The sequence below is a fragment of the Flavobacterium sp. KY-23415 genome, assembly GCF_055384985.1.
Window position 1 is genome coordinate 2,538,764 of sequence record NZ_AP044001.1, and the last position, 13,650, is coordinate 2,552,413.

Here is a 13,650-nt window from a genome sequence, read left to right on the forward strand (position 1 = left end):
AGTGAAAATTAAAATAAAAATAATCACAAAACCGTGATAATTTTTGTTTTTTGAAAAATAAAATCACAATTCTAATTCGTTTTTTGGTTTCAATTCGATATAAACGTTTACGTTTTAATAAAAATAGTTTGCAACTTTAAATAAAAAGTACTAAGTTTAAAATGAAATAGTGAAAATCTAAAATTTTACAATAATATGTTGTAAAATTTTGTTTTTATATAGGGTTGAGTTCATAAAATGTAGTATTAAAGTTAAAATGTAGTATAGAATGAAAATTTTAAAGACACTTGTATTCGTATTTTTTATCAGTAGCACATTAGCTGTAACTGCGCAAACCACTAAGAAAATAGACGTAGCTAGAAGTAAAGTTGAATGGGTCGGTAAAAAAATTTCGGGAGAACACAGAGGAACCATTGCAATAAAAAACGGGGCTTTTGTGTTTAAAGCAGATAAGTTAGTAGGAGGTACTTTCACGATAGACATGACTTCGATAGTTTCTACAGATTTAGATGGAGAACGAAAAAAGATGTTAGAAGATCATTTAAAATCGGCAGACTTTTTCGACGTTCCCAATTATCCTACTGCGTTATTAGTTTTTAAAACAGTAGCTAATAAAAGTGGAAATATTACAACCGTTACAGCCGATTTAACTATTAAAGGAAAAACCAATCCAATAACTTTCGATGTTGAAACAGATAGCGATACTGCTAAAGCAGTATTAGTTGTTAACAGAGAGAAATATGATATTCAATTTAGTGGGAGTTTTATGAACTCTTTAGGAGATAAAGTTATTCATGACGATTTTGAATTGGATGTTGTTTTGAAATTTTAAATTATAATAGAAAAGTGGCTCGGTTTTTGTAATTATAAATTTGCCATGATATATAGATTTTAAAATTAAACTTTGCGGTATTTTGTTCCTTGAACAGAATACCGTTTTTTTTGTGTTGATTTTTTGAAAAATAGTATTCGAAATGCTTCTTTTATGTAGAGATTTCTGTTCAATCGATTTTGTATAATCCCAAATTAAGCATTTGAATTCTATTACGAAAAATAGCTGCTTTATATTTGCTTCAGTACTCAGTTTTACGTCCTCAATGTAGCTAATGCTACATTTGTGGGTCAAAACTTCCGTTCTTCGCAACTATTTTGCATCTATTTCTCTCATAACAAAGTCTAATGCGTAATTTGGGATAGTGAAAGCGGACTCTAACGATTAGAAAGGGTTATCTATCTGCAAAAACGATGCTTCGAACGAATATTTAGTTTTTTTTTAGGCTAAAAAGAATATTTTTAAAGAAGATAAATTGCTTCTTTCTAGTCGTTAATTGTTTTTTTATTTATGAAAAAGAAGATGTTGATTTTTGAGAAACCTTAATTTCTGATTCATGGTTTTTTGAAACAACTGTAATTTGCTGATTTTGACGGTATTAATTTTAACAAAAGCTACATTTTATCTGTAACTATTTAGAGGAAAATTATGATTTTTTTGTAGTTTTGTATTAGCTCTTTACTTTAAATCAATATTTTATAATTAAAACAGCGATGTTGAGCAAATACTTTAATAATGGTATTTGATGTACTGTATGGAGGAGCAATTAATTAAATTAAATTTTACATCTATGAAAAAAAATTACTGTTATTTATTATTATTGTTTTGTTTAACACATTTTACTTTCGGACAAGTGGGTGTAGGGACTACTACTCCTAATGGAGCTTTTGAAGTAAATTCGAGTACACAAGGTCTGGTTATGCCAAGGGTGAGTTTGACAGCGTCTAATGTTGCTGCACCTGTGGTGAACCCAAACGGAGGAGCGCTTTTATCGGGAACTATAGTCTATAACACGGCTACTGCTGGAACAAGTCCCAATAACGTTATTCCTGGTTTTTATTTTTGGGATGGTTCCAAATGGTTACGCGTAACAACGCAAACCACCGCTTCTAATCCAGATTGGACTATTTCGGGGAACACAGGAACTACTGCAGGAACACATTTTATTGGAACTACAGATGCTGTCGATTTTGTGGCTAAAACGAATAATACAGAAAGATTAAGAATTAAATCGACTGGAAATATTGGAGTGGGAACAACAAATCCATTGAATTATTTACACTTGAATGAAGCGGGACAAACTACTGGAATATCTACCAGCTATGTAAAAGGACAAATTATAACAGCTACTGGTGCAGGGATAGCAGGAGGGTTGGCAGGACCAGGTTTTTATTTGGAAAATTTAACCAATACGGCTGGGAATAAATTAATGAAAATGAACTATACGAGCAATACAACCAATAAAGGAATATTAAACTTCCAAGCAGTTTCCGATGATGCTTCTACTTCTGTAGCGACAGTTATGGCAATTACACATGATGGTTTAGTGGGAGTTGGCACGATTGATCCAGTTAGGAAATTAGAAATTAATTCTGGAGCTTTGGGAACACCGTCTATTCGTTTAACACAACAGCAAGCAGATTTAGCAGCGACAAGTACGTCTGGAGATGGTACAAAATCTTTAGTGGTAGATAATAATGGAGACGTAGTGACTAAAATTAATGAAAAGAGATATTTTCCTTCAAATTGTTCTTGTACAGGAGCATTTCCATATACTTTACCTGCTGATTTAACTACCTATGAACAGGCAGATGGAAATTGGAGCGGAAATGGAATTGGTAATACTACATTAGCAGATTTTATTTTGCCAACACCTGCTAGTGCAATTGCAGCAGGGCATAAATATGGAGATATTGTAGTTATTACAAGAAACTCTAGCTATAATGTTGTTATGGGAATAACAAATACTAATTTGTCCTCAAATTTATTATTAGCAAGTGGAACTTCTGTTGGTTTTGTTTTAACCAATCAAAGATGGTATAGAGTATTTTAATCGCAAATTCGATATTAAAATGTTATTACCAAAGGCTACTCTATATTTGCTTTAGTATTTCGTTTTACATTTTCAATCTAACTAAGGCTAGATTTGTGGGTTAAAATTTCGGTTCTTATCAACTATTTTGCATGTATTACTTTTAATAAAGTCTAATACTTAATCTGTGTTTAAAATTTTTGATGGCATCTTGTATGGGTATTACTGTAAATATAAGTTGAGGTAGGTGGAAGTTTTAAATTAAATAAAGCTACTTTTTTCTATAATTATAAAATTATTATATTTATAAGTAAAGAATATAGTTTGTGAATTAATTATGTAGATTATGAGGAAAAATTACTGTTATTTATTATTATTGTTTTGTTTAACACATTTTACTTTCGGACAAGTGGGTGTAGGGACTACTACTCCTAATGGGGCTTTTGAAGTAAATTCGAGTACACAAGGTTTGGTTATGCCAAGGGTGAGTTTGACAGCGTCTAATGTTGCTGCACCTGTGGTGAACCCAAACGGGGGAGCGCTTTTAACAGGAACCATGGTCTATAATACAGCAACTGCTGGATCAAGTCCCAATAACGTTATTCCTGGTTTTTATTTTTGGGACGGTTCCAAATGGGTGTTAATAAGCTCGCAAGTAAATCCTTCAAATCCAGATTGGTCAATTGCTGGTAACGCAGGAACTACTGCGGGAACACATTTTGTGGGAACTACAGATGCTGTCGATTTTGTGACTAAAACGAATAATACAGAAAGAGTAAGAGTAAAAGCTACAGGAGAAGTGGGTATAGGAACAACCGCTCCTTCTGGTAAATTAGACGTTACAGATAACAACCCTTCTGGATTAACAAGGTCTCGATTTTACAATGCAGGGGCTACTTCGAGACAAGACATTAATATTGGAGCATCAGGAGCAGGTAATCTTTATTTAGGAACAGATGCAACTGGAGCAATTTTTGGAGCAGGCATAAAGGGATATTTAGATAATAGAAGTGGAGGAAGAATGGTTTTGGGAACCAATGGAAATGAAAATTTCACTGTGGCAACAAATGGCAATGTTGGAGTAGGTGTGAGTGTACCCTCAGAGAAACTAGATGTAGTAGGAAACGTCAAGATGTCTGGAGCTTTAATGCCAAATAATAGTGCGGGTGTTGCAGGAGAATTTTTGCAAAGTGCAGGACCCAATAGCCCACCACTTTGGAAACATAGTGATTTTAACTCAGCAGAAACAAATGTCTTAACCATTGCATCAGCTGCGTCTCAAAATTTCACCATTGGTATAGGTGGTAATTGGAATGAAGCCATGCGATTAATCGTTTCCTCTGGGAATGGTTGCGGTTATTCAATGATGGATGAATATTTGCTAACAGGTTCTAATGCTAATAATTCATGGCAAATAGGTGGCATTTTAGGTCTAGGTGGTAATGGGGCTACAACCACTTTTACACAAGTAAACGCAAAAACTATTAGTGTTACCCGTTCTGGACTAGTAGGTTGTGCAGATGGAAGTAATTCTACTGGGCACAATTATACAATCAATGTTTCATCGGGTGTAGTAACTATAACAAACAATGGAAATGTTTCAAAAACCTACAGAGTAAAAGTTATTGATTATAATTAAAATAGACCATTTTGAGATTTGAAATGTATAATAGTCTTTCGTTACAGAATTCTAATGCTTAGGCAAATTCAGAAGTGATAAGATTTTTTGAAAAAATACTTTAAATGGGGCTGTCCGAAAAGGACAGCTTTTTTTATGTAGCTATTTTTAAGCTATTTTGTTTTGAAGAAAAAATAATAGCAAAATAACTTTGAGTTACTTTAACAAGGCAAATTTTAGTTTTAAAATAGGCTAGATAAGTGTGAATTTTGGTTTTGAAAACAAATTTTAGCAAGTCTACCTTCATTGCATTCATTTTTCTAAAGTTGTGTCCAAGGGCCATTAGTAAAAACTCTAATGTTACTTTTTCTAATCCCTTCATTGTGAATCGATTGAATTTATTATTGCTTTTAAGTTGACCAAAAACCGCTTCTACCTCTATTGGACGTTTACTTCGATGTTCTAGTCCTTTTTCACTCATTAGTAGCTTTCTTGCTTTTTCTTTTAATTCATTTAATCGATGATTGACTGATAAAATTCTATTACCTTTTGCTTGATGGCATTGACTTCGTAAAGGACATCCTTGGCATCTTTTGGCTTGATAATATGTAATTTGTGATTCATATCCAGTACTGGTTTCACGTTTTCCTACTCCTGTTTTTTGCATAATTTGCCCCATTGGACAAACATAAAAATCGTGTTCTTCGTTGTAGAATAAGTTTTGAACAAGAAAAGGATTGTTTTTTATCTTTCTTTTTTGTTCTTGATGAAAATAGTTATATTTCACATAAGCATCAGCCTTTTTTTCTTCAAGCATTTGATAATTTTCTTCACTGCCATAACCTGCATCTGCAACGATTTCCTTGCTCTGTTTTTGATAAGCTTTTTCAAAACCTTCAAGATGAGAACTTAAGGTTGTAGTGTCATTTGTTGTTTGATGAACAGATACATGTGTAATGAATTGATTTTCTGTAGATATTTGCGGATTGTAAGCGGGTTTTAATTGACCGTTTTTCATATGATCTTCTTTCATTCTCATAAAGGTAGCTTCGGGATCCGTTTTACTATAAGAGTTCCTATTTTCCATTGTAGCTAAGTCTTTTTCATATTTTTCAAGCTTTGGAAGATGCTCCTCTTGAAGTTTTTGTAACTCTTTTTCCTGCTTTTTGGTAGGCATTTTGAGCTTTTTATTAAGAATCGAAAGCTTTTCTTTTAATCTTTCCGAATCTATTGATTTTGGTAATTCTTCTATATTTAGTTCTTGATTATCAGATTGAATACTGTTTTCAATAGTTGATAGAATATGATTAATTTTAATTTCTAGTTTTTCTTTATATTTCTCAACGGAACCTCTCCATACAAAAGTATATTTATTAGCTTTGGATTCTATTTTTGTACCATCAATATACTGAATGTCTAAGCTAACATATCCCATTTTTACAAGCATTTTTACTACTTCTGCAAAAAGAGTTTGGATATGATTTTTTAAAACTTTACCCCTAAAATCGTTTATCGTTCTAAAATCAGGAGTCGAGTTGCCCGAAATATACATAAAATGAATGTTCTCCTGAAGTGCTTTTGCAATTTTTCTGCAAGAATATACATTAGATAAATAACTGTAAAACAAAACCTTAATCATCATTCTTGGATGGTAAGCTGAAGTACCACCTCCTTTATATTTTTTCAATATTTCACTTATATCTAACTGATTAACAACTTGTTCCACTAAGTGAACTGGATGGTTTTGCGGTATTCTATCGAAAATATTGATAGGAAATAACTCTGGAGAATTGCCTGTTTGATTTTTAAAAACTATCTTAGCCATTGTGTATTTTTGTCTCAACTCTAAGATACTAATTTTAGAGAAAAAATACAAATAAAAAAGGCTGTCCTTACTTTTTGGACAGCCTCATTTTTTATAGTAAAAAACATTATATTTTTATGTTTTTAAGATTGGTATATTTGTAATTAGTTAAATAATTGATAGAAAAGTATTTAATTAGTTATGAATATACCTATATAATTTATAATTCTATCTAACTTAATTTAAGGAATTGATAAAGAAGTAGTTTCGATTCCGTATTTTTTAATCATAGGCTTCGCTCGCAAGTACAAGTTAGCTCTCATTTGTCAAAGAACAATACTTTCTTGAAATTTGGGTTAAAACAGAATAATTCAAAACAGGTATAAATTTTAATTGTAGGATACGCACTAAAAGAATCTTTTCAAAAAGAGTTTGATTTTGTTGTAAGCGATAATCGTTAAGTACAAAAAAATAAAGATTTAAATCCAATTTTAGTTACTAACAAAAATTTTATTCTGCTTTTTTCTTTGGAATACTGTCGTTTGGTACTTTTAGCATTGGCACACTATCTTTTACTTTTTCTTCAGGAGTCGTTTTGGGTAGTGGCACGCTATCTTTAGAAATTGCAGGAACAGGAACAGTAGTCGAATCGGTTGGATTTGTTAGTGGCGAAACACCATCAACATATTCTGTTTCTTCTAAATCATCTGATTGTTTCCCAATTTGAATTTTAGGATTTTCTTGTGTTCCTGTTACTTTTATTGGAATACCAATAAGTCCTAAGGGTGGAAGTCCCACTCTCATTTTTAAGTTGAGTTTTCCATCGAGACTGCTTTGCCCTTCAAAACGTAATCTAAAACCTGAGACTTTAAATTTAAAACGTTCTATGGTTAAAAGATTGTTTTTAATGGTCGATTTAATAGCTACTTTAGAAATATCTGGATCTTTAATTGCGTCGTTTTCTGTCTTTTGGGCTACGTTGTTTAATAACTTAAAGCCTTTCATTTTAACTTGTTTAACAGAAAGTGTTCCGTTTCCTTCAAGCGATGGCAAAACAGGTTCCATATTTTGGTTTAAAACTCCTTTCAGTTTGTAGTCTAGCGAAACAATACCTTCTGCATTTTCTGCAGCAGTAACTATTTCTTTAAATATATTGATTTCGTTATAAGCTCGTTTAATATCGAAGTCGTTGGCTTTTATTGCATAATCGAAATAGGCTTTTTGTTTGCCTTCGTTTTTATACATGGCATTCATATTGGCTGTAGCCCCAATAATTCCTAAAGAAGCATTTGATAAATTTAAAATACCTTTTTTTATAGCCAGATTCCCTCTAAGATTTTCAATGTTTATATTGTCATATTTTGTTTTTGCAACATTGGCTTGAATGTTAAGATCTAGATTTGTAGGAATTTCAACGACACCAGCTTCAGTTGGAGGCGTTTTTATATCTTCTTCTACAGTTGTGGGTGTTGAATTTGTAGGAATGAATTCGTTGATGTTTAGAAAATTAGATTTTAAATCGAAAGTTCCTTTAATCGTCTCGTTTTCAGATAGTACAAAATTGATAACATTCTCTAGATAACCATTCATTACAATTTCAGACTGACCATATTTACCTTGAAAATTATTAAATTTCATTTGGTCTTGATTAAAAGTGAACAACCCTTTTTCAATTAAGAACGGTTTTTGTAAATAGTCACTCGTTGTTTCAAGATTTACGATTTCAAGCGTTCCGCTGTTTTTAAGATTTTTGTAGTTACCATTTGTAGCATCGCTTTGCTTGCCTTTCAAATTTACATTGGCTATAATAAATCCGTTTACAGCAAGTCCTTTTTGAGAAAAAACTTTGTATATGTTAGCAATATTTAATCTGCCATTGGCTTTAACATCATATAAAATATCATCAAAATTACTAAAAGAAGCCGTTGTTGTGAAAGCTTCGTTTTCGAACGAAAAATTAGCAGGAGCTAACGTAAATGAGGCTTCTGAGAAATTGTCGGTAGGGCAATTAAGAATGGCTTTTATATTGATTTTTTCAATAGGTTTTGGATAATAAGCTGTTTGGATGGAACCATTAGTTACATTGAAAAAACCTTTGGTAACAGGGAATTTTCTAGTTTCTTTACTATAAGTTCCTTTTGAAACAAGATCAGTATCTAGTAAACCAGTTACTTTAAAATCGGGAATTTGCAGTGCATCATTAAGAAGTTTTAAATCTATTTTCGATTTTATTTTGGCATTAATGTCTATTTTTTTACCAAAACCATCTGAGATTAGAATGGCACTTAATTTATTGTTGTTTAATTTGAAATATAGTGAATCTAGTTGAATATGCAATTGGTTCACATCTAGATTCGGTAACTTGGTTTCTAAATTTAGATAAATGTTTTCAAGAGGATAAGGAGCTTTGTTGTTTTTAACAAAACCGTCTCGAACTTTTATTTTAAAATTTACATCTGGACTTATATTTTGGGAAGCGATATACTTTCCTTTTAACTTAAAATGGGCATCGGTTTTCCCTTTCATTTCAGTTTCTTTTTTCCACGAAATGTATTCAGGTGGTAAAGCGGTAAATAAATCTTCAAGGTTGCTGTTTTCGGTTTTTAGGTTAAAATCCATGTCATATCCGTTGGATAGGAAGTTAAAAAAACCGCTAAATTCTACAGGTAATTTATTAATGATTAAATCATTTTTCTCAAAAATAAAAGCAAGCGAATTTGTGTTTATTTTGGTAATCAAGTCAGCTTTTACTTTTTTGTTTTTTAAGTAGTCGCTTTTGTCATAAGTAAGACTTAAACTGTCTATTTTTGCAGAAGTAGCTAGTTTAAAATCAGTGTCTAAAAGATTTCCTTTTCCTTTGTAGGTTAATCCTTTTGCTTCAATTTTTATTTTTGCAGAAGCATCATTATATACTAAATAGCTGTTATTGATTTGTATGTTTTTTAATTGTAAGGAAGCGGAAGATTCCTCATTTTTAGAGAGCGTATCAGTTGATTTGTAAACATTATAATTAGCTTCTCCTTGTTTGTTTACTTTAATATTGACATTCGCTTTGTCTAAATATATTTTATCAATTTCAGTTTGGTTTCCAAATAGCACACTAACAACATCAATTCCAAAACTAATTTCTTTTGCTTCTATTAGCTTTTCTTCTTGAAAGGGTTTTGAACCGTTTAAGCTGAAATCTTGGAGTGTTAGTGTTAAAGAGGGGAAGTGTGTGAAAAAAGACAAATTAGAATCTTTGAAATTGAGTTCACCTTCTAAGTTTTTATTAGCAAATACTTTTACTTTTTCAGTAATAGTATCGCCAAAAATGATAGGTAAAATAATTAGTAATCCTAAAAGGACAACTAATGTAACTCCAGAAATTTTTAAAATTTTGAGGAATATTTTTTTGTTTTTTACCATAATTTAAAATGAGCTATTTTTATACAAATTTATAATTATTTCCTATATAAAATTATAAACTTTATGACTACTTTTAAATCCAAATTGAGCATTTGAATTTTATTACGAAAAATAACTGTTTTATATTTGCTTCAGTACTCCCTTTTACGTCCTCAAAGTAGCTAATGCTACATTTGTGGGTCAAAACTTCCGTACTTCGCAACTATTTGCATCTATTGCTCTCATAACAAAGTCTACTGCGTATTTGGGTTAAAAAAAGCAAAAGCCTCACAGTTACCTGTGAGACTTTAAATAATTAAATTAAACCTAGAAATCTTTTTTAACCAATCATTTGAGAAAAAAGATGTTCTTTATCGTTAAGATATTCAAATTCAAAACCTTTTTCTTTCATTTTGTTTTGAATAGGAGTAATATCGGTTTTGTTTTTCAATTCTAAGCCAACAATTACAGGACCCGATTCTTTGCTGTTTTTTTGTTTGTATTGAAAATAGGTAATATCATCATCGTCACCTAAAATATCATTTACAAACTCTTTTAAGGCACCTGGGCGTTGTGGAAATTGAATTAAGAAATAATGTTTTAACCCTTCATATAACAAAGAACGTTCTTTTATTTCTGCTGTACGTTCAATATCGTTGTTGCTACCGCTAACAATGCAAACTACATTTTTGCCTTTAATTTGATCTTGGTAGAAATCTAGAGCGGCTATGGTTAACGCACCAGCAGGCTCAACGACCATGGCTTCTTCATTATATAATTGTAAGATTGTTGAACAAACTTTCCCTTCGGGCACTAAAATAATATCGTCTAAATTCTTACTGCAAATATCAAAATTGCGATTGCCCACTTGTTTCACAGCAGCACCATCAACAAACTTGTCAATGCTATCCAAGCGTGTGTTTTTCCCTTTAGTAATAGATGTTTTCATTGATGGAGCACCAGCAGGTTCTACGCCAATTATTTTTGTGTTGGGACTCAATTCTTTGAAAACGGTAGACAAACCAGAAGCCAATCCGCCACCACCTATAGGTACAAAAACATAATCGATTGGATCGTTGAAGTCTTCTAAAATTTCTAAACCAACAGTGCCTTGTCCAGCAATTACTTTAGCGTCGTCAAAAGGGTGAATAAATGTTTTTTTGTTTAGCGTAGCATCTTCCATCGCTTTTAATGAAGCATCGTCAAAAGTATCTCCAACAAGAACTATTTCAGTATATTCTTTTCCAAAAAGCTGCACTTGCTTAATCTTTTGTTTTGGAGTTGTTTTTGGCATATATATTTTACCCTTAATTTGCAAAAGATGACAAGAATAAGCAACACCTTGTGCGTGGTTTCCAGCACTAGCACAAACAATTCCTTTTTCTCGTTCGGAAGCAGTTAGTGAACTCATTTTATTGTAAGCACCTCTAATCTTGTAGGAGCGAACTACTTGCAGGTCTTCTCTTTTTAGTTGTATGTTTGAATGAAATTGACCAGACAGGTTTCTGTTTGCCATTAATGGAGTAGGGAATACCACACCATTAAACTGTTTTTTGGCTTCTAGTATTTCTTCAAAAACGGTCATTGTTGTTGTTAGCATGATTATAAAAATCAGTTTTTATTTAGAATTTCTCTTTCTTCTTTTCTCTTTTCTTCCCCATTCTTTATGCTACAATTTTCTTCATCGCAGTCATTGCTGCTCTTAATTCGGCACCACATTTTTCTATGGAGTGGTTTCTGATACTAGCATTGATTTTTACAAGTTCAAAATTATCTACATTTTTATTAGCTGTATCGTTAAAGTTTTTACCAATTAAATTAGTATCAATTTTCTTCATGAAATCTGTTAAAAGAGGTTTGCAAGCATGGTCGAATAAATAGCAACCATATTCGGCAGTGTCCGATATAACACGATTCATTTCATATAATTTTTTACGCGCAATTGTATTTGCAATTAGCGGTGTCTCATGTAAAGATTCATAGTAAGCCGATTCTGCTTTAATACCAGAAAGCGTCATTGTTTCATAGGCTAATTCTACGCCCGATTTTACAAAAGCAACCATTAAAGTAGCATTGTCAAAATAGTCTTGTTCGCTAATTTTCACATCTCCTGCTGGAGTTTTTTCAAATGCAGTTGCTCCAGTAGCTTCTCTCCAAGTTAATAAGTTTTTGTCTCCTTGTGCCCAATCTTCCATCATAGTAGCAGAGAAATGACCAGAAAGAATATCGTCCATGTGTTTTTCAAACAACGGAGTCATTATCTTTTTTAATTCTTCAGCCAATTTGAAAGCTTCAATCTTTGCAGGGTTCGATAAACGATCCATCATGTTAGTTATACCTCCAATTTTTAAAGCTTCCGTGATTACTTCCCATCCATATTGCACTAATTTAGAAGCATAGCCAGCATCAATTCCTTTTTCAACCATTTTGTTAAAACAAAGAATAGAGCCCGTTTGCAACAGTCCACAAAGTATGGTTTGTTCTCCCATTAAATCCGATTTTACTTCGGCAACAAAAGAAGAATGTAATACACCTGCTTTATGACCACCCGTTCCAACACAATAAGCTTTTGCAATGTCTAAGCCATCTCCGTTTGGATCATTTTCTGTATGCACAGCAATTAATGTTGGTACACCAAAATCACGTAAAAACTCTGCGCGCACCTCAGAAGCTGGAGATTTTGGAGCAATCATAACAACAGTTATGTCTTCTCTAATCTTTGTTCCTTCTTCCACAATATTAAAACCATGAGAATAGGACAAACAAGCTCCTTTTTTCATTAAAGGAACCACTTTGTTAACAACATCTGTGTGTTGTTTATCTGGAGCAAGATTAGAAACTAAATCTGCAGTAGGAATCATTTCTTCAAAAGTACCCACTTCAAATCCGTTTTCGGTTGCATTAACAAAAGAAGCTCTTTTGTTTGCTATTGCTTCTTCTCTCAATGCATAGGCAACGTGTAAGCCACTGTCTCTCATGTTTTGACCTTGTGCTAATCCTTGTGCACCACAACCAATAATTACAATTTTTTTTCCTTTAAGTTTTGTTACTCCATCGTTGAATGCATCGCTGCTCATGAAATCGCATTTTCCTAGTTCTTGTACTTTTAAACGATGCGGTAATGAGTTGAAATAATTTGACATTTTATATTTATTTTTTATTAATGGTTTTTAGGAACTAATCCAGTTATTTGCGACCTTCTCTTTTTAGAAATTTCATTTTTGTAGAATATAGAAGCAACTCACTTTGGTTGCTTTTCTGTATAACTAAAAGATGAATTTCAAAAAAAAAGATTATCACTGTTGTCTGGCTTAGTTTTTTATTCTTTTTTTCTATTCATTTAATTCAAACTACATCTGAAATATCTTGCTTTTAAGATTCAGAAATTCGTTATTAACTGGGTCTTTGGCAGGATTTTTTAAGCCCATATTAACTAATTTTTTGTGCATTCCTTCACTCGATTTAATAATAGCTATCCTTGAGCTTTTTACAAATTCTATTAATCCATATTTGTCTAGCTCTTTTAGGAGTTTATTAATTTCATGGTCTTGACCAGTAGCTTCGAAAACGGTATAATCGTTTCTAATTACAACCACATTGGCTCCAAATTCTCTTAGTAAACGTTCTACTTTTACATTTTCTACAATTGCCGATGTTGGTACTTTATAGAGTGCAATTTGCTGCCAAATAATCTCGTCGTTTGTATTGTGATATACTTTTAAAACATCAACGATTTTTTCAATTTGTTTGGCAATATTTTTAACAACCGTTGCTGTTGCATTAATAACAATAGTAAAACGATAAATATTATCTATTTCACTTGGAGAAGAATTGAAACTTTCTAAGTTTATTTTTCTTCTTGAGAAAATGATGGCAATTTTATTTAATAGTCCAACTTGATTCTCGGTATAAACCGTTAATGTGTGTTCCTCTTTCATATATGTAATAGTTGTTTCTTAGTGGGTATAATATGTTTT

At 32.1% G+C, this 13,650-nt stretch carries 8 protein-coding genes; 3 read left to right on the top strand and 5 right to left on the bottom strand.

Annotation, left to right across the window (positions count from 1 at the left end; all coding sequences use genetic code 11):
- The first annotated feature begins 268 nt into the window (after window positions 1-268).
- From ACZ49Z_RS10975 to ACZ49Z_RS10985, 3 genes are all read left to right on the top strand, one after another.
- Entirely contained in the window at window positions 269-832 is a 564-nt protein-coding gene (locus tag ACZ49Z_RS10975) for a YceI family protein (RefSeq protein WP_464304365.1), read from the top strand.
- Window positions 833-1,622: 790 nt separating this feature from the next.
- A complete protein-coding gene (locus ACZ49Z_RS10980; protein WP_464304366.1) occupies window positions 1,623-2,885 on the top strand; it encodes a hypothetical protein in 1,263 nt (420 codons plus the stop codon).
- Between the two features lie 325 nt (window positions 2,886-3,210).
- The gene (locus ACZ49Z_RS10985; RefSeq protein ID WP_464304367.1) at window positions 3,211-4,503 is read left to right on the top strand and encodes a hypothetical protein; all 1,293 of its coding nucleotides are present in this window, start codon (window positions 3,211-3,213) and stop codon (window positions 4,501-4,503) included.
- 133 nt (window positions 4,504-4,636) lie between these two features.
- Here ACZ49Z_RS10985 and ACZ49Z_RS10990 read toward each other — a convergent pair whose 3' ends face one another.
- From ACZ49Z_RS10990 to ilvN, 5 genes are all read right to left on the bottom strand, one after another.
- Window positions 4,637-6,307, bottom strand: a complete 1,671-nt coding sequence (locus tag ACZ49Z_RS10990) for an IS1182 family transposase (RefSeq protein ID WP_464304368.1) — start codon at window positions 6,305-6,307, stop codon at window positions 4,637-4,639.
- 489 nt (window positions 6,308-6,796) lie between these two features.
- The gene (locus ACZ49Z_RS10995) at window positions 6,797-9,694 is read right to left on the bottom strand and encodes a hypothetical protein (protein ID WP_464304369.1); all 2,898 of its coding nucleotides are present in this window, start codon (window positions 9,692-9,694) and stop codon (window positions 6,797-6,799) included.
- A gap of 319 nt (window positions 9,695-10,013) precedes the next feature.
- The gene (gene ilvA, locus ACZ49Z_RS11000) at window positions 10,014-11,258 is read right to left on the bottom strand and encodes a threonine ammonia-lyase IlvA (protein ID WP_464308064.1); all 1,245 of its coding nucleotides are present in this window, start codon (window positions 11,256-11,258) and stop codon (window positions 10,014-10,016) included.
- 79 nt (window positions 11,259-11,337) lie between these two features.
- Window positions 11,338-12,816, bottom strand: a complete 1,479-nt coding sequence (gene ilvC / locus ACZ49Z_RS11005; protein ID WP_464304370.1) for a ketol-acid reductoisomerase — start codon at window positions 12,814-12,816, stop codon at window positions 11,338-11,340.
- Between the two features lie 207 nt (window positions 12,817-13,023).
- Window positions 13,024-13,611 carry an acetolactate synthase small subunit gene (ilvN, locus tag ACZ49Z_RS11010; protein WP_464304371.1) on the bottom strand — a complete coding sequence of 196 codons (588 nt, stop codon included), beginning with the start codon at window positions 13,609-13,611 and terminating at the stop codon, window positions 13,024-13,026.
- Window positions 13,612-13,650 lie beyond the last annotated feature (39 nt).

Coding starts and splice junctions, on each gene's coding strand:
- ACZ49Z_RS10975 (WP_464304365.1), top strand. CDS start 269: ATGAAAATTTTAAAGACACTTGTATTCGTATTTTTTATCAGTAGCACA.
- ACZ49Z_RS10980 (WP_464304366.1), top strand. CDS start 1,623: ATGAAAAAAAATTACTGTTATTTATTATTATTGTTTTGTTTAACACAT.
- ACZ49Z_RS10985 (WP_464304367.1), top strand. CDS start 3,211: ATGAGGAAAAATTACTGTTATTTATTATTATTGTTTTGTTTAACACAT.
- ACZ49Z_RS10990 (WP_464304368.1), bottom strand. CDS start 6,307: ATGGCTAAGATAGTTTTTAAAAATCAAACAGGCAATTCTCCAGAGTTA.
- ACZ49Z_RS10995 (WP_464304369.1), bottom strand. CDS start 9,694: ATGGTAAAAAACAAAAAAATATTCCTCAAAATTTTAAAAATTTCTGGA.
- ilvA (WP_464308064.1), bottom strand. CDS start 11,258: ATGACCGTTTTTGAAGAAATACTAGAAGCCAAAAAACAGTTTAATGGT.
- ilvC (WP_464304370.1), bottom strand. CDS start 12,816: ATGTCAAATTATTTCAACTCATTACCGCATCGTTTAAAAGTACAAGAA.
- ilvN (WP_464304371.1), bottom strand. CDS start 13,611: ATGAAAGAGGAACACACATTAACGGTTTATACCGAGAATCAAGTTGGA.